19 protein-coding genes are annotated in these 23,980 nt (G+C 48.5%); 16 read left to right on the top strand and 3 right to left on the bottom strand.

The window, feature by feature from the left end; all coding sequences use genetic code 11:
• The 11 genes from VM802_RS08090 to VM802_RS08040 all read left to right on the top strand — a co-directional run.
• On the top strand, positions 1-698 hold a 698-nt coding region (locus tag VM802_RS08090; protein ID WP_325529322.1), incomplete at its 5' end, for a RagB/SusD family nutrient uptake outer membrane protein.
• Positions 699-708: 10 nt separating this feature from the next.
• Complete coding sequence (locus tag VM802_RS08085) at positions 709-1,599, top strand: DUF5017 domain-containing protein (protein WP_325529321.1); 891 nt, start codon at positions 709-711, stop codon at positions 1,597-1,599.
• Between the two features lie 211 nt (positions 1,600-1,810).
• The gene (locus VM802_RS08080; protein WP_325529320.1) at positions 1,811-3,121 is read left to right on the top strand and encodes a right-handed parallel beta-helix repeat-containing protein; all 1,311 of its coding nucleotides are present in this window, start codon (positions 1,811-1,813) and stop codon (positions 3,119-3,121) included.
• The gene (locus tag VM802_RS08075) at positions 3,118-5,229 is read left to right on the top strand and encodes a hypothetical protein (protein WP_325529319.1); all 2,112 of its coding nucleotides are present in this window, start codon (positions 3,118-3,120) and stop codon (positions 5,227-5,229) included. The genes VM802_RS08080 and VM802_RS08075 overlap by 4 nt, the downstream gene beginning before the upstream one ends.
• A gap of 28 nt (positions 5,230-5,257) precedes the next feature.
• Positions 5,258-6,442 (top strand): n-acyl-d-glucosamine 2-epimerase, encoded by a 1,185-nt coding sequence (locus VM802_RS08070; RefSeq protein ID WP_325529318.1) that lies wholly within the window; start codon positions 5,258-5,260, stop codon positions 6,440-6,442.
• Positions 6,435-7,685, top strand: a complete 1,251-nt coding sequence (locus tag VM802_RS08065; RefSeq protein ID WP_325529317.1) for a sugar MFS transporter — start codon at positions 6,435-6,437, stop codon at positions 7,683-7,685. The genes VM802_RS08070 and VM802_RS08065 overlap by 8 nt, the downstream gene beginning before the upstream one ends.
• Before the next feature lie 126 nt (positions 7,686-7,811).
• Positions 7,812-10,898: a SusC/RagA family TonB-linked outer membrane protein gene (locus VM802_RS08060; protein ID WP_325529316.1), complete on the top strand. Its 3,087-nt coding sequence runs from the start codon at positions 7,812-7,814 to the stop codon at positions 10,896-10,898.
• Positions 10,898-12,610, top strand: coding sequence for a RagB/SusD family nutrient uptake outer membrane protein (locus VM802_RS08055; RefSeq protein WP_325529315.1), 1,713 nt, complete (start codon positions 10,898-10,900; stop codon positions 12,608-12,610). The genes VM802_RS08060 and VM802_RS08055 overlap by 1 nt, the downstream gene beginning before the upstream one ends.
• A gap of 62 nt (positions 12,611-12,672) precedes the next feature.
• Positions 12,673-14,385: an FAD-dependent oxidoreductase gene (locus VM802_RS08050; protein ID WP_325529314.1), complete on the top strand. Its 1,713-nt coding sequence runs from the start codon at positions 12,673-12,675 to the stop codon at positions 14,383-14,385.
• Between the two features lie 33 nt (positions 14,386-14,418).
• Complete coding sequence (locus VM802_RS08045; RefSeq protein WP_325529313.1) at positions 14,419-15,147, top strand: SGNH/GDSL hydrolase family protein; 729 nt, start codon at positions 14,419-14,421, stop codon at positions 15,145-15,147.
• Positions 15,113-16,186: a glycoside hydrolase family 20 protein gene (locus VM802_RS08040; protein ID WP_325529312.1), complete on the top strand. Its 1,074-nt coding sequence runs from the start codon at positions 15,113-15,115 to the stop codon at positions 16,184-16,186. Before VM802_RS08045 ends, VM802_RS08040 begins: the two co-directional genes overlap by 35 nt.
• On the opposite strand, the gene VM802_RS08035 is transcribed toward VM802_RS08040, so the two are convergent.
• The gene (locus VM802_RS08035) at positions 16,174-17,199 is read right to left on the bottom strand and encodes a LacI family DNA-binding transcriptional regulator (RefSeq protein ID WP_325529311.1); all 1,026 of its coding nucleotides are present in this window, start codon (positions 17,197-17,199) and stop codon (positions 16,174-16,176) included. The genes VM802_RS08040 and VM802_RS08035 overlap by 13 nt on opposite strands.
• A gap of 141 nt (positions 17,200-17,340) precedes the next feature.
• Entirely contained in the window at positions 17,341-17,844 is a 504-nt protein-coding gene (locus tag VM802_RS08030; protein WP_325529310.1) for a hypothetical protein, read from the bottom strand.
• Positions 17,845-17,943: 99 nt separating this feature from the next.
• Between VM802_RS08030 and VM802_RS08025 the strand changes: the two genes are divergently transcribed.
• Complete coding sequence (locus VM802_RS08025; RefSeq protein WP_325529309.1) at positions 17,944-18,681, top strand: MarR family winged helix-turn-helix transcriptional regulator; 738 nt, start codon at positions 17,944-17,946, stop codon at positions 18,679-18,681.
• 17 nt (positions 18,682-18,698) lie between these two features.
• Positions 18,699-18,851, top strand: a complete 153-nt coding sequence (locus VM802_RS08020) for a hypothetical protein (protein ID WP_325529308.1) — start codon at positions 18,699-18,701, stop codon at positions 18,849-18,851.
• A gap of 9 nt (positions 18,852-18,860) precedes the next feature.
• On the opposite strand, the gene VM802_RS08015 is transcribed toward VM802_RS08020, so the two are convergent.
• Positions 18,861-20,390: a hypothetical protein gene (locus tag VM802_RS08015; RefSeq protein ID WP_325529307.1), complete on the bottom strand. Its 1,530-nt coding sequence runs from the start codon at positions 20,388-20,390 to the stop codon at positions 18,861-18,863.
• Between the two features lie 490 nt (positions 20,391-20,880).
• On the opposite strand from VM802_RS08015, the gene VM802_RS08010 reads away from it, so the two are divergent.
• The 3 genes from VM802_RS08010 (at position 20,881) to VM802_RS08000 (ending at position 23,873) form a co-directional block, all read left to right on the top strand.
• Positions 20,881-21,207, top strand: a complete 327-nt coding sequence (locus VM802_RS08010) for a hypothetical protein (RefSeq protein ID WP_325529306.1) — start codon at positions 20,881-20,883, stop codon at positions 21,205-21,207.
• A 36-nt stretch (positions 21,208-21,243) separates the two neighbouring features.
• Positions 21,244-21,498: a hypothetical protein gene (locus VM802_RS08005; protein ID WP_325529305.1), complete on the top strand. Its 255-nt coding sequence runs from the start codon at positions 21,244-21,246 to the stop codon at positions 21,496-21,498.
• A gap of 167 nt (positions 21,499-21,665) precedes the next feature.
• Complete coding sequence (locus VM802_RS08000) at positions 21,666-23,873, top strand: hypothetical protein (RefSeq protein WP_325529304.1); 2,208 nt, start codon at positions 21,666-21,668, stop codon at positions 23,871-23,873.
• The last annotated feature ends 107 nt before the right edge of the window (positions 23,874-23,980 follow it).

Here is a 23,980-nt window from a genome sequence, read left to right as displayed (position 1 = left end):
ACCAGTTCCAGGAGCGTGGTGTACTGGGTGTCTCCAATGGCATCACGCAGAATAATGTCGCACTCGGCTATAGTAACGGACAGTTTAATGTATATGAAAAACTGTACAGGAAGTTTGAAGTGAAAGATGTGCGCCGCGACTGGGCGATCGCGGCTTACCGGTATGCCGGTGATAATGGACCCGATAAAGTGAACTGGACAGATACGCAGATCTACAACCGTAAGGTAGGTAAGTTCAGACGAGAATATGAGCCGGTATCTGATAAGGTGAAGAATGAAACAGGCACGAATCAGCCACTGCTACGGTATGCAGATGTGTTGCTGATGGCAGCCGAAGCGGAGAATGAGATCAATGGACCATCAGCCATCGCTTACCAGTACCTCAATGAAGTGAGGGCCAGGGCAAAGGCTTCACTCATCACCGGTATTTCAGACCGGGATGCCTTCAGAAGCATCATACAGGATGAAAGATACCGTGAGCTTTGCTTTGAAGGCTTCCGGAGAAATGATCTTATCAGGTGGGGTATACTGGTGCCAACAATGAAAGCGCTTGCCAATAGCATTGCACAGACAGCGCCGGTATCTTTTAAATATGCTTCCCGTGCCGGTGATAATATCTCCGACAAACATAAATACCTTCCCATTCCGCAGCGGGAGCTGGCGCTCGACAACCTGCTGAAACAAAATCCAGGCTGGTAAAAAAAGTATTATGAAAAAATCGGTTCACATCATTTTTTATGCAGGATTGTTGCTGGGATTGGCGTGCAAACGCAACGACGTAGCTACGCCGTCGTTTGAGGTGACTACTGCAAAGGCCGTTTACAAAGCGGGTGACAGCGTAATCTTCAGCATCACCGGTAACCCGGATTTCCTGATCTTCTTTTCCGGCGAACAGGGAAAGAAGTATGAAAACGTACAGCGTACTACCGCACAGGGAAAGCCGGTAATGTCTTTTGAAACATCGGCACAGAACGGCTCGCAGGTGAAGTCGTTGTCGCTGATGGTATCAAATAATTTCGGTGGTGTGTATAATGCAGACGCAGTGAGTCGTGCTCAATGGACTGAGCTGACAGGCAGGGCGGTGATGTCTGTTGGGGCGGCTGACGTGAAATCAGGAGATATTGACCTGTCTGATTTTGCAGCGGCTCCCAATACCTGGATCGCTTTCCGTTTTACGGGTAGGCAGTCGTCCACTGAACCACAGCGGCAGTGGATCATTAAGAACTTTGTATTGAATAATGTATTGACGGATGGAAGTATGGTGCCCTTGTTCGCTAATATCAGTGCGTCAGGGTGGATTGCGGTGGATCTGAAGAACCCGGATGTGAAGTGGGCTACGCCTACCGCTACACAGCTACAAATCAATGGTGGTCCGGCTAAAACGCCTGACAATGATGACTGGATCATCAGCTCGGCAGTTAATCTCAGGGCAGTAAAGCCAGATGTGGGGGTGAGTATAAAAGATATGACTGTCCGCCAGAACAGTTATGCTTACAGATATGTTACTCCTGGTACTTATACCGTCACTTTTGTTGGCGCAACCAATAATGTTAATGGAAAAAAGGAAGTAGTGAAACAGTTACAGTTGAAAATTGAATGAAGATATTTATTTCGGCAACGCTTGCATAGATTTTTTCCGGGAATCCTGTTGCAGACACGCAATTTAGGTATAACTTGACAAACAGTAACTCCGCGGATGAAAGGAAGTAAGCGCGTAACCTGTTGCACTGAAAAGTGCAGGTGCCGTATGCGAAGAATATCGTCTTTAATCAAATTTACCTGTTTTATTGCTGGCTAAAGAGTATTGTCACATGAATAAATTGTTACCATTATTTTTCCTGTTGTTGACCGCCGTTGCAGCAGATGCGGCGGCAGGAGGGAGGGTAATGGCAGGAGGCAGGGATACTGTTTTTGTAAACAACCTGCTGGGCAGCGATAGTCTGGACGGACGGAGCCTTATGCCTTCGGGCGTGGGCAAAGGTCCTGTGCGGACGCTCCAGCGGGCATTTGATATAGTGTCTGTTGCCGGTTACGTCTATGTGTGTAATACCGGTTCTCCCTATACAGGTAGTAATCGTTTGCATACAGGTGGAGTACCGGGCAATCCATTGATTGTGGAAGGGAACAATGCAGTGATCAGTGGACTGGAGCCGGTGTCTGTAGAGGAATGGCAACGGGTGGAAGAAAATATTTACAAACGGCCCTTTTGGCCGATGTCAAACCAGCTGAAGCTGAACAAGGACTATACATCGTGGATTGGGACACCACAAGTTTGGTGGGTGAATGGCCAGCCGGCAGCGAACTGCAGGACAGCAGCGGCATTACGGCAAACGCCTGGCGGTTTTTGGTGGAACAAGGACGAAAAGACCGTCTGGTTTCATCTTCGCTCACAAGAACAACTTGCAGCGTTGAAAATAGAAATGCCGGCGCATCGGGGTATTGGTACCTGCATAAATGTTTACAGCAAAACCAGTCATGTGATCGTTCAGAACCTGCACGCCCAATATGCTTTCAATGATGGCTTCAGTGCACATGATACTGTAACCGATCTCACCTTCAGAAATTGCATTGCTACAGATAACTGCGGACAGGGATTTTCCATGCACGGACATACAGTGGTATCGGTAGAAGACGGCGTAGCCATGCGCAATGCCAGCTCCGGCGCTTGTGACGTAGGTGCCGCCAACGTAACATATCGCCGCTGTGTGTTCGGAGACAATTCCTTTGAAGCAGGCATATATGCTACCGAACATGCAGACACCAGGTATATAGATTGTCTTGTCATAAATAATCAGCCTTTTGAACAGATCTGGCAGTACGACAGTTCCACCATGTTCCTCAAAAACTGCATAGTAACGGCAACGGATAACCGCTGTCCTCTTGCCGTGGTAGAAAAGGGGAGCGTGCGTTTTGTTAGTTGTACGCTCTCAAAAGGTGCTGACCTTGTTACTGTCCGGGATACGGTGGGACGTTTATTGACAGAGAATGTAGTGTATAATGATCATATGCTGCCGTCTTCGTCGGATAGAAGTAAACCAACTGCCCATCCCGGTAGTAACCTAGCCGTCGGCGCGCATCTGCCGGCATCAGTCTGGAATTCATACAAACACTTTGCACGATGAAAAAGGTCCTGCTATCTGCCTGCATCTTCCTTACACTGTTTTATACAGCGACAGCTGCCCGAAAGCCGCAACTCTTCTTCTGCGGCCGCGCGGACAACGACCTTTACCTGCTTCTGCAAAAAAACGGTTTCAATGTAAAACAATACAATAACCCGGCGGACGCCATTCAGGCCGCCGCACCCGGTGATGCTGTTTTTATTGTGGCGGATGGCTACCCGGCAACACTGACAGCAACCGATACTTCAATACTACTAACGGCTAAGAATAAACGAATAAAAGTATATACAGAGTATACTGCTACGCTGCCGGGTATACAAGTCTCCAAACAGCCTGTGAACACGCAATTAGAGCGAGGTGTGGTACTGAGCAGGGTGTTTGGGTCTACGTTGCCGCCGATGAGCATACTGGGGATCAACGACTGCCATATTCTTCCCGCAGAAGTGAAAGACCCGCTGATCGTGCTGGCCAAAGTGGCCGGCTTCGACAAGGCTGCTTATGGTGTAGCAGATGTGAGGCAGTATCCGCTATTGTTTGAACAGGACAACCTGTTGGCAGGCATGACAAAGCTCAGCAGCTTCGCTACTGGTCGATATGGTCCGCAGGAGTCCTGGAAAGTTGTGTGGGCTTATATACTGGAGAGGATGACAGGAAGAAAGGACATACATTTCAGCTACTGGCCTTCCTATGTATCACCGATGTATAAGGAGCATGAAGCACTGCCTGCCAATGCGAAGCAGATCTGCGTGGAAAAAGGTATCACCTGGTTCTGGCATGGCCACTTCTTTATCAATCCTTCCTGGAAAGAGCTGTGGCGTAAATACCAGGGAGATGGTACCAATCCTGTTGGCCCTCCGTTGGGTCAGGAGCTGCCTGACGGTGATGGTACTTCCGGATTATTAGAAGGACACGCTTCCCGGATCGCTTATGATGGCAAACAACAATACCGCTATTGGTTGCGGGCCGATGTACAGGGTGAGGCAGCTTTTGCATTAGCCGCTGCGGCCAGTCTGCTGGACAATAAACGTTATAATGACTATGCACGTAACCTGATCAATTTTATTTTCAAAGGCTCCAATCTTGCGCCTGCGAAAGATGATACGGCAAGTGCTGTACATGGACTGATAGGTTGGTCTGTTACCCATCCGAATGAATTTTACGGTGACGATAATGCACGCGCTATCCTCGGTATACTGGGTGCATCAGCGTATATGAATACCAGTGAATGGAACGAATTGGCGAAAGAGGCTATCATGGCCAACTTTAATACCACCGGAATTTATGGCTTCCGGGGCAACAGGCTAAAGGAACAGGACCTCCTGAAGCAGGGAAAAGCCTGGTTCGCCGCACGTGATGTTGTAAATCCTGCTCCGCATTTTGAATCATGGATGTGGGCGCTCTACCTGTGGCTGTATGACAAAACAGGTTATGAGCCGTTGCTCAATAAAACCAGGACTGCCATCCGCATGACCATGGAAGCATATCCTGCGAAATGGAAATGGACTAACGGCATCCAACAGGAACGTGCCCGCATGATCTTGCCGCTGGCCTGGCTGGTAAGGGTGGAAAACACGCCACAACACCGTCAGTGGCTGGATACGATGGTTCAACAACTGTTGCAGCACCAGGCTGCATGCGGCGCCATCCGCGAAGAACTTGGACCAGGACAGGGGAAATACGGCCGCACGCCTTCCAATAAAGAATATGGACTGCGTGAAGCGCCGTTGATATTTGATAATGGAGATCCGGTAGCAGATATGCTCTATACCAGCAATTTCGCATACTTCAGTCTCAACGAAGCTGCCCATGCTACCGGCAACATCCAATATAAAAAGGCGGTGGACAAGCTCGGTGACTTTCTCATAAGGATACAGGTGAAGAGTAGTCGCTTTAAAGATCTTGACGGGGCCTGGTTCCGGGCTTTTGATTACAATCGTTGGGACTACTGGGGTTCCAATGCTGATGCCGGCTGGGGCGCCTGGGGCACGCTCACTGGCTGGACGCAAAGCTGGATAGTAGCCACACAGGTACTTACCTCGCAGAATAAAAGCTATTGGGAAGAGACCCAAACAATTTCCATCATACCAAAAAAAATGACCGCTAAAATCTAACGCCTCAAAACTAAAACCTGAGTAGTTTATGCTTACTAATTACTATACGGAACAATATCGCGAAAGTTTGCTCCATAATGTGATCCCGTTCTGGATGAAGCATTCGCCGGACAATACTTACGGAGGTTATTTCACTTGTCTCGACCGGGAAGGGAATGTGTTTGATACGGATAAATTCATCTGGCTGCAATGCAGGCAGGTGTGGTCTTTCTCCATGCTCTATAACATGGTGGAACAAAAAAAGGAATGGCTGGATATGGCATTGCTGGGCGCGCATTTTCTGCAGAAGTATGGCCGCGACCGTGAAGGAAACTGGTACTTCGCGCTTAACAGGGAAGGCAAACCATTGGTGCAGCCTTACAACATTTTCTCCGACTGCTTTGCGGCAATGGCCTTTGCCCGCTTGTACCAGGCTACCGGCGACAAAGAGCACAGTAATCTGGCTGTTTACACTTTCCATAATATCCTCGAAAGACAGGAGAATTCAAAAGGTATTTATAACAAATCCTATCCCGGTACAAGGCCGCTGAAAGGTTTTTCAATGCCTATGATCCTCTCTAACCTGGTGCTGGAATTAGAGCACCTGCTCCCCTCCACGTTGGTAGAACAAACCATCAGCCGTGCGGTGCATGAAGTGATGGATGTGTTCTATCAACCGGAGCTGGGGCTGATCCTGGAAAACGTTTCCCCGGAAGGCCACTTCGTAGACAGCTTCGAAGGACGCCTCGTGAATCCGGGCCACGGTCTGGAGGCCATGTGGTTTATAATGGATCTTGGCGCCAGAGCGGCTGATCAGTCACTTATTCATAAGGCGATGAACATTGCGCTGGATATCCTGGACTATGGGTGGGACAAGCAGTTTGGTGGTCTTCTGTATTTCATGGATGTGAAAGGCTATCCGCCACAGCAGCTGGAATGGGATCAGAAATTGTGGTGGGTGCATATCGAAGCGCTGGTGGCCATGGCAAAAGGTTATATGTACACCGGCGATAAAAGATGCAGCGACTGGTTCGAAAAACTGCACTACTATACATGGACACATTTCCCTGACCGGGAAAACGGGGAGTGGTATGGTTATCTCAATAGAAGAGGGGAAGTGCTGCTGCCGCTGAAAGGTGGCAAATGGAAAGGCTGCTTTCATGTGCCACGCGGACTTTTCCAGTGCTGGAAAACGTTAAAGGCGATCGCTGGAAAGGAGGTAGTACATGGCTGACATTACGTTCCAACAGGTCACTGTTTCTGATGTAACAGAAAATAGTAAGAAGAATTTCCGGCCTGCACTGATCACATTGGGGGTGTTGTATTTTATGATGGGCTTCATCACCTGTCTGAATGATACACTGGTCCCTTTTTTCAAGAAAGGTTTTACACTGAGTTATTCGCAATCGTCGCTGGTGCAGTTCTACTTCTTCCTCACCTACGGCATTATGTCTGTTCCGGCAGGCAATCTGATTTCACGTATTGGTTACCGCAACGGGATGGTAACTGGCTTTGCTATAGCGGCCCTGGGGGCATTATTGTTTTTTCCTGCTGCGATATTGCATCAGTATGCATTATTCCTCACCGCATTGTTTGTGTTGGCAGTAGGTATAGTAATGTTGCAGGTGGCGGCCAACCCGTACATCACTGTGCTGGGGCCTGCATCCACTGCATCTTCCAGGTTTGCGCTGATCCAGGGCGTTGGATCTGTGGGGACTACAGTAGCACCGCTGTTCGGGGCACATTTTATATTATCCCATATACAGGAGTCTTCCGCGCCTGCTGAAATGGTCAGGTTTCCATATTTATTTATAGCGGCATTGTTGATTGTCATTGCGCTGGTGGTGGCGGGGCTGAAGCTCCCGGTTATAAAGTCCGGGCGCTCGCAGGAGATCGCGTTTACCGGGATGGAACGACATAGCGTCTTCGCCTTTCGCAATCTCAACCTGGGAACTATAGGCATCTTCTGTTATGTAGGTGCGGAAGTGGCGATAGGATCTTTCCTCACCAACTACATCGCCGATCTGTTGCATACGGATGCAGACAAAGCCAATTCATTTGTATCGTTTTACTGGGGAGGTATGTTGGTAGGAAGGTTGTGCGGTGCCGTGTTGCTACGCTCCCTGAAACCGGCAATAGTGCTTACCTGCTGCGCCGCCGCAGCCATAATGCTGATCTGCGTTTCGGTAAATACAACCGGCTATGTGGCGGTATGGTCCATGATAGCGGTAGGGTTATGTAATTCAGTCATGTTCGCAATAATATTTTCATTGTCAGTGAATGGGTTGGGAAGGTTTACAACACGCGCATCGGGCATCCTGTCTACTGCTATCGCGGGTGGTGCAGTGGTGTCTTATGTACAGGGGTATTTGATCGATCACTACTCCTGGGCTATAGCCTTTACCCTGCCGTTGTTATGCTATCTCTATATCATCTTTTATGGATTGAATGGTCATCGTTCGAAGCAAGTTCTTTAAATACGGAATTCTACGGGACGTATCATGTCGAAAACCAATCTGCATATTTAGCTGTTTTGCTGTTTTATATGATACCAAGGAGGCTTTCAACCAACTATCTGTTTATTATTTTATCCTGGACATGTTATGCAAAAATCAACAAGATCACATTGCGGGCTCTTCGCGAGCCTATCCCTCCCTCTTATAACCATTGTATTCATATTACTGGAACTGCCTGCTGCAGCCCAGAACCAGGTGTTAAAAGGACGTGTGACGGATAGCAGGCATGTACCATTACCGGGTGTCACGGTGATGGTGAAAGGTTCCAATACCGGCGCTACTACGGACGGTGACGGAAGATATCGCATTCCCAATAAAAAGGGAGATGCTACGCTGGTCTTTTCCTTCATTGGTTTTGAAAAGCAGGAGATCCCCGCTGTCAGCACCGGAGAGCAGGATGTGGTCATGCTGGAATCTGCAAAGCAACTCACTGAAACGATTGTGGTGGGTTATGGTGTGCAGAAGAAAGTAGACCTCACTGGCGCAGTGTCGGTGGTAAGTGGTGAGATGCTGACCAAGCGACAGGTCGCCTCTGCATCACTGGCGCTGCAGGGCAATGCACCCGGCGTAACCGTCACGCAGCAATCCGGCGTACCCGGCGGCGATGGCGGCACCATTCGCATCCGTGGTATAGGCTCCATTTCAGCAGGGCAGAATCCACTCATACTGGTGGACAACATTCCTGTGCCCACCATGGATGCCGTTGATCCTAACAGTATTGAAAGTATCTCCATCCTGAAAGATGCTGCTGCTGCTGCTGTGTACGGATCACGTGCTGCCAATGGCGTGATCCTGATCACTACACGCCGTGGTAAACAGGGCGTCAGCGTAAACTACAGCGGTAGCCTGACCAAACAGGACCCCACGGACATGCCGCATCGCGTGAGTGCGCTCGTACACATGAAGCTCTGGGATCAGGCCCGCATTAACAACGGTCAGCAACCTGCTTATACCAAGCAGATCGCAGACTATGAAGCAAATGGCGTAGATAATTTCCTCCGGATGAATACCGACTGGAAGAAACTGATACTGGTTAACAATGGCCTGATGCAGACTCATAACCTCAATGTCGCAGTTGGTAATGATAAAGTAAGGCTCTTCGCTTCCGGTGGTTACCTTGACCAGAACGGTATTACAGACAACACGCGCTATAAACGGACAGACCTGCGCTTCAATACCGACTTTTCCCTCTCAAAAAAAATATCCGCTTCTGCAGACATGGTGTTCAACAGGGGAGACCGTACCTGGCCCGGCGGACTATCGCCAACTGCTGCCATTCAGTATGCGCTGAGCCTTACACCAACAGCACCCGGCCGCTTCAATACAGGGCAGTGGGGTGAAGGTTGGTCTGGCAGCAATCCCGCGGCCATGGCTTCAGACGGCGGATTCGACAACCAAATCACAGACAACCGTATCCTCACCGGTACACTGCGTTACAAGCCCATCGATGGCCTCGAAATACTAGGTACCTATAGTTCCAATTTCATTTCCGGCCGTAACCGCAAGTTATCGTCTCAGTACAAAATATATACAGCAGATTCTGCTACCAATTCGCTGATCTTCTCGCGCCTGTTTCCTACCAACAGCACAATTATCGACAACAACTACCAGTCCGCACAAAACCTGTTCCGCGCGCAGGCTACTTATATCAAGGCTTTCGGGCGGCACCAGGTAACCCTGCTCGGTGGCTTCAGTTCTGAAACCTACAAGTATTCCAATGTGGATGCAACGCGTATCAATGTACTGAATCCGAATATGCCTTATATAGGTGCTGCGGAGGCGGTAGGACAGTCGCTGGCGGGTGGAGAGTACCGCTGGAGTATGGCTTCTGTTTATACACGACTCAATTATAACTATGAAGAGAAATATCTCCTGGAGTTAAACGGTCGCTGGGATGCATCCTCCCGGTTCAGAAAGGAGAACTGGTGGAAGCTGTTCCCTTCTGTATCCGCGGGCTGGCGCATGTCGCAGGAAGAATTCTGGCGTAACATCAGCAAGCATGTCAATGAAGCGAAGCTGCGTGTGTCATATGGTTCGCTGGGTAATCAGAACATCTCTGCCGGCGGGCAGACCCTCGCTGCTATCTATCCTACTTATTCCATATACAGTACGGGCGTAGATTATAGTTATTATTTCAATAATGTAGTCAATACTGGTTATGCGTTGGCCAACGCGTACAATCCTAACCTGATCTGGGAGAAGTCTTCCGTTCTGGATGCTGGTCTGGATATGGGTTTCCTGAATAACAGATTGACTTTGACGGCCGATTATTTCCAGCGCGACATCGGCAACATGCTGATACAAGACCTGATTCCGGCATATGTGGGATTAAAAGCGCCATTCGTCAACATTGGCTCTATGCGCAATACCGGCTGGGAAGTAGCACTTGGATGGAAGGACAGGATACGGGACTTTAATTACCAGGTACAGCTGAATGTTTCTGATGTAGAGAATAAAGTGCTGAACATCGGCGGTAATCAGTATATCAACACTTCTACCATCCAGAAGGAAGGCTACGCGTTGAACTCTTATTACGGCTACATTGCAGACGGATTATTCAATTCAAAGGAGGAAGTACAGGCGGCGCCATTCCAGTTCGGCAACACGGCCCCCGGAGATATACGTTACCGCGACATGAACGGGGACAAGAAGATAGATGCAAATGACCGTGTGGTGCTTGGTAACAACTTCCCAAGATATGAATACAGCCTGAATCTCAGCAGTCAGTGGAGAGGATTTGACCTCACTATATTTATTCAGGGAGTGGGCAAACGCAGCAACTATCTGCCGCTGACAGGCGCGCAACCCTTCTATTCAGGCGGTTTCCAGGGCTCTATATTCACCGAACAACTTGATTATTGGACACCTGATCATCAGAATGCCGCTTACCCACGGTTGCTGGACCCTTCTATTACCAATAACTATGCTGTATCGTCTTATTGGATAAGATCCAGCGCTTATTGGAGAATAAAGAATGTAGTACTGGGTTATACACTGCCATCAAAGCTTTCGGAGAGAGTGAAGATAAAATCCGCCAGGGTTTTTGTAAGTGGACAGAATCTCTTTACACACAGTAAATTCTTTCCTGGATTTGATCCGGAACAGATTGACGCTGGTGGCAATTTTTATCCCATCATGAAAACATATACAGTGGGGTTGAACGTTGGTTTTTAATGTTGATGATTAAAATTGAAATGATGAAAAAACTGATTACATATATAACCTGTGGTACGATATTTTTTTCTGTGGGGTGTAAAAAATTTCTCACAGAGGAACCACGAGATGTACCCTCAGTGGGAACCTTTCTGAATAATGAAACAGAAATGAACTACGCACTGAATGCTATTTATCGTTCAATGGAGCCGGATGTGACGCCTACAGAAGCCTTCACGGATGTGTGGACAGACATTGGCGTGCCGCGCGCTGTAGAGCTGGGCGAAGGTAATTTCGACACTTACAATACGTTGGTGAAAACTATCTGGGCCGGTAATTACACAAGCATACAGGAAGCCAATAGCATGCTGGATGGCATGGTCAGAGGAAAGGATAATGTGCTGAATCCGCAAAACTATAACAGGATGGAAGCGGAAGCCCGTGTACTCCGCGTATATGCATATCACCGGCTGGTGTTTATGTTTGGAGATGTGCCGCTGATCACTAAACCACTGCAACCTGCTGAGTACAAAACTCAGTCGCGCACAGCGAAATCGGATGTGGTGAAGTTCATGTATGATGAACTCGATAAGGCCGTTGCCGCACTGAATTACAAATCGGACCGGGGGCGCGTGAATAAGGCGGTGGCATTGGGACTGAAGGCACGTATCGCACTGTATAATAAGGACTATGGCATTGCCGCGCAGGCAGCGAAGCTGGTCATGGATGAGGCAGGACTGAGCCTCAATCCCCGCTTTCAGGATCTGTTCACACGTAGTGGTCAGAAGCCAAACACAGGCGGAGAGATTATGTTTGAAGTATTGTATTCCGATGCTTATGCAAAGGCTTATAACTGGGTTGCATACGCCGAGACTTCCCGTAATGCAAACGGACAATCCGGCCGTTTCCCTACGCAGCGGCTGGTGGATATGTTTGAAGCAAGTGATGGAAAACGTATTGACGAATCAGCTGTGTATAAGCCCGCCACACCAAGGCTGAACCGGGATCAGCGTCTGAAGTATACCGTGGCGATGCCGGGAGATACTGTTACCATGAATCTGACGACGCTGGTATATGACATCTACAGCTCTACCTTCAGGCTGCGCAACCTGGACGGCACGTGGAGCACTAAATCAAATCAGGATTTCAGCAGTGCATTCGGACCTGCAAAAAGTGGAGTCGGTTATCTCTGGATGAAGTATGCCATGACTGATGAAGATAATTCGATCTCACGTGTTTCGTTTATCCTTATGCGTTATGCAGAAATATTATTAACTTATGCAGAAGCGAAGATTGAACTGGGACTGGGGGAAATGGATGGGTCTGTAAAGGATGTGATCAACCTTGTGAGAAAGAGAGCCGGGCAGCCTCCGGTACCCATAGCGATACAGGGCAATCAGCAGGAGCTGCGGAAGCTCATTCGCCGGGAACGCAATGCGGAGCTGGCAGGCGAAGGGTTCCGCTGGGTGGACATTCGCCGGTGGGGAATAGGTGACCTGGTGATGCCCGGCAACATCGCAGGTATTGCCAAATCGTCTTCACTGGTATTGCCCATCCCCAATTTCAAACTCAGTGCCACTCATGATCTGAACAGTATTCCTGACTATACAGGACAGCTTGATCAACGTATCACGCGGGAAGTCCGCTATTGGTTTCCCAGGCTCAACCTGATGCCTATACCACAATCAGAACGTGATATAGCGACCAGTCTGTCGCAGAATCCCGGCTGGTAACATTTTAATCATCAGCATAATCACACACAATAACGGTCCGGATATAAAAACTAATTATTGCCTTGAACAGAAGGAACTTTATAGAATGGCTGACGTTAAGTACCGGAGCTATTGCTGCTACGGCCTTTCCGGCTATTGCAGTGCCGGAAACAGCAACGGGTACACGAAAAGACAAAGATGGCCTTACTGCTGATGTAGTGATCGCCGGGGGCGGCCTGGGAGGATTTGCTGCCGCATTGGCGGCGCTGCGTAACGGATTGTCGGTAGTGCTCACAGAAGAAACAGACTGGATAGGCGGACAACTCACACAACAAGGGGTGCCTCCTGATGAACACGGTTCTATTGAAACGCACGGAGCGCCTCAGTCGTACCGCGACTTTCGCACCGCTGTCCGTCAGTATTACATCCGTAATTATCCCCTCACAGAAGAGGCCCGCACGCGCGCACACCTGAATCCCGGTGATGGCAGCGTATCCCGGCTGTGCCATGAGCCGCGTGTAGCCGTAGCTGTATTAAATGAGATGCTGGCGCCCTGGATCAGCACCGGAAGACTCACATTACTGCTGGAACATAAAATGATCGCCGCGGACGTGCAGGGCAGCAAGGTCAACACCCTCAAAGCAGTGGACCAGCGTAGCGGCAATACGATATTCCTTACTGCGCCTTATTTCATAGACGCCACAGAACTGGGTGATTTACTCCCACTCACGGGTACGGAATTCGTCACTGGTTCAGAATCCAGACAGGACACGGGCGAGCTGCATGCCGGCGAAAGGGCCAATCCGGAAAACAACCAGGCATTTACCATGTGCTTTGCTATGGACTACATTCCGGGAGAAGAACATGTGATCGAAAAGCCGAAAGAATATGATTTCTGGCGCAACTTCAAACCAACGATGACGCCGCCCTGGCCTGGTAAGCTGCTGGCATTGCAGTATTCTATGCCCATTACTTTGCAGCCTACCATGCTGGAGTTTAATCCGGATGGCCGCATGTTTGGTGAAATACTCAACCTGTGGAACTACCGGCGCATCATCAACAAAACTAATTTCAGACCCGGTGCTTATGCGGGCGATATTACCATCGTAAACTGGCCACAGAACGATTACCTGCCAGGTAACCTGGTAGGCGCTACAGACAAGGATTTCAAATTGCATGTGAATAAGGCGAAGCAACTCAGTCTGTCATTGCTCTATTGGTTGCAGACAGAAGCTCCCCGCCCTGATGGCGGTAATGGCTGGCCTGGCATCAGGTTGAGAAAAGATGTCATGGGTACAGCAGATGGTATGGCGAAGTATCCCTACATCCGCGAATCCCGGCGTATTAAATCCGTTTTCAGAATACTGGAAGAACATGTGGGCCGCGACAACCGCACACAACTGCTTGGGAAAACAGGCGGCAATACCGCCGCTTTCTTCCACGACAGTGTTGGGGTCGGATCTTACGGACTGGACCTGCATCCCAGTTTTGGCGGTAACAACTATATCCATCTCAGTTGCCTGCCATTCCAGATTCCGTTGGGTGCTTTGCTGCCGGTGCGCATGGATAACCTGTTGCCGGCCTGTAAGAACATCGGCACTACGCACATCACCAATGGCTGCTATCGTCTGCATCCCGTGGAGTGGAGCATAGGAGAGGCGGTGGGTTTGCTGGTGGTGTGGTCATTGAAGAAAAAAACGATACCGCGCGCTGTGAGAGAAGACAAAAATATGCTGGAAGAATTCCAGCACTTTATTGGTACACAGGGACTGGAAACAGCCTGGCCTAAAAAATGAATTTTAAAATGCACGTGGCAAATAAGCAATAAGATGAAACGTACTTTTTTACTGGCATGCATCTGCTCATGCCTGGTATCATGCATCTCCCGGCAGTACATGGTTCTGAATAAGGGTATTGGCGGGAACAACACCAATGACCTGCTGAAAAGACTGGACCGTGACGTAGTGGCTGAACGCCCGGACCTTGTGGTTATTATGGTGGGTACCAATGACATGGTAAATTCCGGCAAATGGACTACCTATACGCGGTTTACGGACAACTACCGGCAGATCATCCGCAAGCTGAAGACTGAGAAAATATCAATGGTATTGATGAGCCCACCACCCGTGGATACGGGCTACATCTTCAAAAGGCATGAGCGGGTGTTATATCACGAACAACCTAATGCCCGGCTGGATTCTATTGATTGTATCATTCGTATGCTGGCAGCGGAGAATCATGTACATTTCATTGATATCAATAACGTGTTCAAGCAATATAGCTCGCCCAGCCGCGATGCACATTCACTGGTCATCAACTCTCTGAACTATGGCCGGGAAGATGGTGTGCATCCGACCAAAGACGGATACCGTATCATTGCTTCACAGGTGTTTGAGTACCTGCAACATCACCACCTGCTGAAGAAAAACAGAAAGATCGTATGCTTCGGAGACAGCATCACATATGGCGCCTTCATGGCCGGGGCAGGTACTGCAGAAGGAGATACCTACCCGGCTTTCCTCTATGATTCCATTAAAGATCACCGTAAAAGATTATAACAACATGTTGCACAGGAGAGACTTCATCAGGCAGTTATCTGCTGCCGGCATCATCAGCAGCATGCCGGGAATATTACTGCCACAGCGGGCTACTGCCACTCCGGTAAAAGATACAACGAAAATATGGGCCTGTCTGCTGCACCTCAGTTTTAATATGTGGGAAGAATATATTTCACCTAGATTCCCTGACAGGGGCTATCGGCCAGACTTCCGGGTGAATGAACCATTGTGGCGCGACGCCCTGGAAAAAATGGCGGCTGCCGGTCTGAATATGGTGGTCATCGATCTCGGTGATGCCGTGAAATATGAAAGCCACCCAGAAATAGCTGTGCATGGCGCATGGTCCGTGAAACGACTCCGTGAAGAGTTGCAGTATATCCGCCGCCTTGGCCTGGAACCCATACCCAAACTGAATTTCTCTACAGGTCATGATACCTGGATGGGCGAATATGCACGTATGGTGTCTACTGAAAAATATTACAGTGTTTGTAAAGACCTGATCCGCGAGGTGATCAGTATTTTCGATAAGCCCCGGTTCTTTCATTTGGGAATGGATGAAGAAACGGCCAAACATCAGTCCACGTATAATTATATTGTAGTAAGGCAGAATGATCTGTGGTGGCATGATTTCTTTTTCCTGGCAGAGCAGGTGGAGAAGGGAGGGGTGCGGCCCTGGATCTGGTCCGACTATGTATGGCAACATCCTGAGGAGTTTTTTAACAGGATGCCGAAATCGGTGTTGCAGAGCAACTGGTACTATAAATCTGCATTCGATGAAACGCAGACATATGTTAAAGCATATATCGACCTGGAAGCACATGGCTATGATCAGGTTCCCTGTGCCAGCAATTTCAATGACGATCAGAGTATGCAGGGAACTGTACAGTTTTGCAGTAAGCGTATTGCAAATCAGCGCCTGTATGGTTTCTTACAGACTGTCTGGAAATCAACTACAGAAGCCAACCGTGAGCCTATCCTCAAAGGTATTGCCCTGGTAGGAGAAGCAAAAAAAATGTATATACAGGATCACCCTTTGTGATAAGTGCCACTGGATTCCCGTACGATCAGCCTGCCGGGAAGTATTACCTGTTCCGCCTGGAAATGTTTTTTGTTGATATGTTTCAGCAGCAGTTCGCAGGCTGTTTTACCTATGTCCATGGCGGGTTCCGCCACGGTAGTAAGGGAAGGGGAGATGATCGCCGACATGGGATCATTGGTGAAGCCCACGACGCCGAATTCACTACCTGCTTTGATATGATGTTGTCTGAGGGTAAGCAGCGCACCGATAGCTTTCCGGTCGTTGGCCGCGAAAATAGCGTTGGGTCTGTCCTTTAGTTGCAGGAGATGTTGCGTATCTTCTTCTCCGCACTCCTGCGAAAACCCTGAATAAACGATCCAGTCTTCATTTACAGGAATGTTATGTTTCTTCAGTGCATGCAGGTAACCCTGCAGTCTTTGTTCTGTAAGGCTGAGTCCTTGCGGACCGGAGATGTATGCTATTTTCTGGTAACCGTTGCTGATCAGGTGGTCAACTGCTTCGAAGGCGCCGTTGAAATCATCCTGCATGACTTTGGATGTGGCGACTTTTTCCGGCACGCGGTCGAAGAAAACGACGGGCACACCGTGATCCATGATCTCCTGGAAGTGGCTGCAATCCGCCGCGCTGGAGGAGATGGATATTAACAAGCCATCGAGGCTGGAGATGGCGAGATTCCGGAGAATAGCCAGCTCCCGTTCAGGAGAATCATTGGTTACATAAAGGATAATGTTGTACCCTTTGTTGTAGGCTATTTCCTGAATGCCGGTGATAACAGTGGAGAAATAATAGTTGGTGATGAAAGGCAACACCACCCCGAGATTGTGTGTGCGTCCTCTGGCGAGCCCGGTCGCATTAGAGTTGGGCCGGTAGTTCAGTTGCGCTGCCAGCGCCAGTACTTTTTCTTTCGTTTCCTGATTTACATCATAGGTATCTCTCAATGCCCGGGATACGGTGGATGTAGAGACGTTTAATGTTCTGGCGATATCCTTTATCGTCACAAAGTGATGCCCCATACTTACTTTTTGATATTTTTTTGTCGGCTATTTTGTGTTCCTGAACAGAAAGATAAACAAAAAATGCCACTATCACAAAGTATAAATCAGTACTGCTTTGCCATTGCTGTGATGGCGACCGGGGGGCCGCTTGTATGGCCGCTATCCTTCAAAATTGTAGAATTTACGGTAGTAAGCGAACTTAACCGCCATCAGTTTCCGGGTTGCCGGTAGCCCTTCCTTTTCCAGTTTTCTGAAGAGAGAAAGTATGTGATCTCCAAATTCCTCAAAAGAGCCGGAGTAGGTAATAGCATCTGTCAGATGGCAAGTTGCCTGGTCATCTTTAAGATAATATAATTCTATGGCCTGGCAGATGCTTGTCCAGATGGTTTTGTCGTAGCACCTTACCAGGCAGCTGGCAGCTGGAGCGGCTTTGTCAGGATGGTTCAGCAATAGATAGAAGAGGAAATTCCGGATGTGGAATATGTCACGGGTATCCAGTTGTAGCGGAAGCAGCTCTTCGTGGTGCCGGAACGCTTCTGTGTAATCATCATTATACAGCTGGCGGGTGTGGCGGTCTATCAGCTTTTCCAAGAGCAGCGTGGCTGTTTGTGTGTTGCTGTTCATACAATCATCCAGCAATTTTTCAAGTATTATTTCTTTCATAAAGATAGAACGGTTTCGTTTTATATCTTCGCAAAGAAAAACTATTTCTGTTATAAAAACAACGAAATCGGTTTATTTTAAAACGTAACCGGTGTATTTATGAAACCATTGACAGAACTGATCACTGCCTGGGATACTTATGAGAGCAAGGCAGAACATCCATCTGTAGCGGATTTCTGTGGGAAATACCTACAGAAGTATACGACAAGGAAGGCGCCGCCTGAAACGGAAGTTGCGTCTGAAGATGCAGATGGCATCGTTGCCGCCCTGGTAGGACGGTTAGGCGCCATGCATACTACCTATGCCAAAATGTTGATCAGGGAGCTGCCCGGCGTGGAACTGGAATGGTTTTACCTGCTGAATATTATCAACTATAAGAAAGGAGCGCGGAAGACAGACATCATCAGCCTTGCGCTCATGGAGCAATCCACCGGCATCGATATGCTGAACCGGATGAAGAAAAGAGGACTGATCACAGAGAAAACTGACCCCGCTGACAAAAGAGCGAGGCAGGTGAGCATCACCGCCAAAGGCAGGACGCTGTTAGTGGAGATAGGCAGGCGCCTGTTTAAAGCGCCGTTCCTGCTGTATCACGGACTGAAGCCGGGCGACAAGCAAACACTCATTCGTTTGCTGTCTGACATCAGTGGTACGCATGAACACATGTTGCAGGACAGCCGTCATCTCAGCGCGGATGAAATGATGCAGCAACTTTACGGTGAAGATGCACCCGCGATAGCTTTGTCGGCGTTCCGGAAGTTGGCGAAAAAACAGGAAAAGCATCTCCGGGAAAGCGATAAAAGCATCGATGAGATCATCAGGTCATTATATAAATAAATCTCTCAGAAGAACGAATGAGTTTCGACAGCAGAAAATATCATTTCTATATGATCTTCGGAGATAACAGCTACGGTATCTATAAGAAGGGCGGCGGTGCAAATATCCACGACACGCCGTTCCATGAACTGGAATTTGAACCATACCGGGAGGTAATATATTCCGTATAGTCGTTATTGTTATTCCACCACATTGATGTTACAGTACAGGCTTACAGGATCTGTTTCTGTAATAGCTTGTATGCCGCAGGTGAATATGCCGGTAAGATCGTTGGTATAGAAGCTGAAAGTGGCTTCCCCTTTTGTGTTGGTGGCCAGCATATATTCCCAGTAAAGGGTGGTGTTGAGATGCAGTTCATCCGCGCTTTCACTGTTGCTGTAATCTTCGACCGGGAATTCTTCTGCGTAGTAGGTAGGATTGACTTTTTTGATAAATTCCTGTTGACTGAAATCCTGCGGGCATCCTTTAAATACAATATACATTTCACGCACGGGATCAAAGTATCGTTGCCCTGCTATTGCGGGGATAGAAGGGAATGTTTTGGTACATCTCCAGTGGCCTGCGGAGCATACCCATGAGCCGCAGGTGCTGTCTTCTTTTACCGGCATACCGTTGATAAATCCCGGTTCATTGTTGGCTTTAATCACTACTTCTCTCAGCTGCCGGTATCGGCCCATCAGTTCCTGGCCGGAGAAGACGGAGGTATCCAACGGATCTCTCGGGTTCATTGGTATGGTGTAGGGATAGTCTTGCCTGGCGAGTTGCCTGTTGATGCTATCCATCGTTTCCACTACATGCACCCTGGATATTGATTGATTCCAGCCGCCTGCGGCACTGACTACGGCGGTGCTGTTGGCAGGGGCATAGAGTGTGGAGTCGGGCAGGGTGAAAGTGCCGTCCTCCCTGGTTTTGAAAGAGAGCATGCTTTTACCTTTCATTAGTACCATCCGCACCGGTTTCCGGGGTTTCTTTTCTCCGAGCGTGACGTAGCCGTTCACAGGCTTGGTAATATCAAGATTATTGGTGAGCGTTACTTTTTTTTCAGGACCATATTGACCCACGTAGTAAAAGTGTTGTATGTCCTGCTTCCGCTCATCCGGGAGGCGCTTAGCGTATACGCAGGATACGGAGAAGATGCCTTTCACCGGACGGCCATTCTCATCAATGAACCGGACTTTCCAGGTGCTTTTGGAGCGACGGTGATAGTCCATGGAATCGGGTACCAGGCTTACCCATACTTTGGTGGGGGGCATGGTTCTGCCGTTGGCTACGGGCTGTTTGCGTGATGCCGCCGGGACTCTGAATGGCGCCTTGTTCAGTGACCTTACACTGATCCATTGCTGGAATTCTTTATCGTATGGATTCCTGGGATAGTTGTTGGTGTAGGCTACCAGCGAGTAGTCGCCGGGGGAGAGGGTATCCGGCAGTAGCAGGCTACCCTGGCTGATGGCGGCATCCATCACATAGCGTGCGGAAAGCACCGGCGCATGCGTCTTGCCGTTGATAAGTGTTATGTAAAGTGTATTATAAAGAATGGCGGAATCAGGAGAGGGCAGATTAAGTATATAGGCAGTAAACCATATTCTTTCATTGTTTTGGTAGATGACTTTATCCGTATGAACAAACAACCCGGATGATTTTGGGAATTTGTCCTGCGTGTGTGCAAGGATAGTCATTAATAAGAGGCCAATAGTATGGATGGTTCTCATACACATGCGTAATTGGTTAATCGGAGTAATTCCATTCATCAGGTAATCCCATTTTATAATGATGCGCAACAGCCTGACCATCGACCCTTCCGGTTCAATAGAGATATGGTTGTTCCGTCTTTGTTAAAAATCATCAGCCGTTCTAACGCTGTTGCCTATATGTTTTCATGCAATAGAAAACCTGTAGGCGCAGTTAGCGTCAGTTAGTTTCATTACCATCGTGTGCATAATTATAATAACAGGCGTTCGAGGGAGCTTGCTAATGAGGGAAATATAGATGTGTCAGAGAATAGTTAACCGGGTTATTTGGGTTTATATTCCAATAATATCCTAAAGATAAGGCTTGATCTGATTCAGCGAACGAAATCTGGGTGAAATATTTGGGAATAACAAATGCTTAACAATGTTGAATTACAGCCATAGGATGGCGTTTTGCAATATTAAAATTTTGTAATGAAAATGAAAATTTGAAATTTATTTTGTAAATGAAGTGAGAAGTTGGGGACTTAGCCAGCGCGTAGATGATTTCAGTGAAAACATCAGTTATGACGGTAACGGTAACATCTTGTCTTACTTCAGGAATGGTACCCGCGATACCAGTCTCGCTATGGACGACTTGAGCTATTTCTATCTCCGCGACGAAGCTGGTCGTCTCATTGGCAATACGTTACGCCATGTTCATGACAAGGTGGGCAGCAGTGTCTATCAATCCGATCTGGATGATATGAGCGATAACAATTATGGTTATGATAGAAGCGGTTACCTGACTTATGACGCTGCCGCAGGTATTTCTTACATCAATTGGTCAATCTACTGAAAGATAAAAAGCATATCTTTCAGTAACGGTAGTTCTTTGTCATACAAATATGATGCTGCAGGCAACCGCGTGTATAAGGAGTTTATCAACGGCGGCGTTACATCCCGCACCTGGTACCTCCGCGATGCCCAGGGCAATACGCTCGCAGTATACGGCAACCGTAACGGTGACGCACAAACGTATTGGAAAGAGCAGCAACTCTATGGCAGCTCCCGCCTCGGTACCTGGCTCCCTGATATGCAGGTGAGCGGCATCCAAACCACAGAAAATTCCCGTTATATAGTAGCATGATTAACACTGCTATCAATAATTCATTGTCCACCTCAATCTAAAATGCTCCTGCATAAAATAAGTCCAACCCTGTTTCCCTCCCGTCCCTTTATTCCGACAAATACTGCAAATACCCCTGCATTATATTGTCATAGGCAAATCGTGTTTAACTTCAAAACCCCAATAAAATGGAAAAGACAATTGCATCCCAGAAATTCTCCGAAGAGCAGATCAAGCTGCACCTCGAGACAAGAAAACTCATCCTGTTATCCCAGTATCTGCCGAAATTCCCGCAGTTCAACAGCATCACCTACTGGGAGCGCCTAACGTGTATTGGTTACAATCCCGACCTGTCGAAACTCGAAGCGGTGGTACAGATCTACCAGGCTACCGGATACAGCGGCGGATTATGCAGCACCGGATCCCAGGAATTCGTAAGGTTCTTCGTGGACTACCATGATGGCGCCGGATTCCAGCATGTAGGGCTCGCCAGCTTCAAGGCCGCTGATATCTCCAATACACCTCCCGGCCCGCAACACCCGCTGAATTACATGGTATCTATCTTCCTGGATGATGAAGCGCATCGTAAGTTCCTGTCATGCGATAAGGCTGTGCTGCCAACCATCAGAGGCGTGCTGTCCTGGAATACGCCGCCATCCATGGACCCCACGGTTTTTCCGCATTACGGCAACCGCCTGGATGCCGACATCCAGCTGAAACGTAAACCCCTCATCATCTGGGGTGATGTGCTTAAAAATATCGGAGATAAAATCGAGCTGCCGCATATAGACGAAAACTTCAAGCTGCCGGTTATTGATCAGCCCTTGCCTCCGGTAGAACATTTCTACAGGCTATATAAGGAAGCAGGCGTGTCTGAACACCGTACCTTCTTTACTAGTGTGTCGGCGAAGCTGTCCGGTGTGGCGAAAGTATCACCTGATGCGCCCACCTTTGATCTCGCTGCTATCAGCAAGCTGGGTATCAACCTCGATGATATTATCGGGCCAATAATTAACCCCGCTGTCATCAATAACAACAATGCAAACATCGACTACGAACAGCTGATGTGCGTGGGCCTTAACACCGCGCAGGATACTCTGGGCGCTGTGATCGAGGTTAAGAAGTCGTCAGGCTTCAGCGGTAATATGTGTACCGCCGGCTCTTGGGAACACGTGGCTTTCTGGGCCGACTGGGACAACAACGGGAGCTACGACAGCTACCTGGGCACTGCCAGTGTGAATGTGCACGACATCGTTGGCGTGCCTGGCGGTGGCCTGTTCTACAACGTGTCGTTACCGGTGGATCTGTCCAAACACCTGAAGAACTGCCAGGAACCTAATATCGTGAGGGTGAGGGCGGTGCTGTCATGGCAGTCTTATCCGTCTACCACCAATCCTAATCTGCTGAACTATTATGGCAATAGAGTGGATGTACTGGTACAGATCAGACCAGGGGCAGGCAATGGCGGCAAACTGGGTCTGAATATCTTCGACATCAATGGCGTATCCATCAGTAATATTGAACAGTCTATTGCCGGTAAGCAGGGCCTTGCTTTCGCCAGCAGTGCCAGCTACCCGAATGCAGCACAACCTTTCGGCGGTGTGATAAAACTGAGCGGTATGTTCACTGGTAGTGGTCCTTCAGGTAATGTTTCCTATAAAGTACAGTTCCGTGATGTGACAGGCGGCAGTGGCTGGCAGGACGTGCTGGACAAACAAACATTCCAGATCATCCAGGGCAGTGTACAGTCATTGGTAGACGAAGATCCTTCTACCACAGGCGGCTGGCTCAGCTATCTGCCGGAAGTACCGGTGAAAGCTGAAAAGCTCTCCCTGCTGGCACTCTGGAACAGCGGCAGCCGCAATGGCCTTTATGAACTCCGTGTGTTGTTCACTACAGATCCTTCGCATGTAACGTTTACGGCTATGTCTGCTGGCTATGTGTTCCTCGACAACACCAATTACACCGTGGATATTGTATCTGCGCCTACGCTTAATCCTGCTACAACACTCGATATCATTATCGATGGTGGCGATTGTAAGTTCTATAACAAAGGGAATATTATCCACGGGCAGATCAAAGTGGTGGATGATTTCTTCAGCGGATGGAATCTCGATCTGCAGCCTGCCGGTCATATTGTACCGCCAGGTACCCCATTGTCAACATTCATCACCCCGGTGGCCCGGAACGTTTCCGGTTTCACGGATCATGGTGATAATGGGTTGGCCTTCACCATCGATACAGCGTACCTGCAATCCTGCGGATATACTATCAGGCTCCGCGGCTTCGACCGTGCACTGATCGGTTATACGCCAACCTTCTCTGATGGCTCTTATATCTTCAATGTAACGAATCACTACAATGAAAAATACCTGGGCTTTGCAGTACTGCCCTGACCATTTGTGTAAGAATAACCACCAATAATGAAACAAGGCCGCATAATAGCGGCCTTGTTTTTTAGTACAGATACTTCCTGTTAATGTACTCATTGCCAGCATTTTGA

The organism is Chitinophaga sp. (assembly GCF_035538455.1).
In the GTDB taxonomy this organism is placed as follows: domain Bacteria; phylum Bacteroidota; class Bacteroidia; order Chitinophagales; family Chitinophagaceae; genus Chitinophaga.
This window is presented reverse-complemented; position numbering and strand designations above follow the sequence as displayed.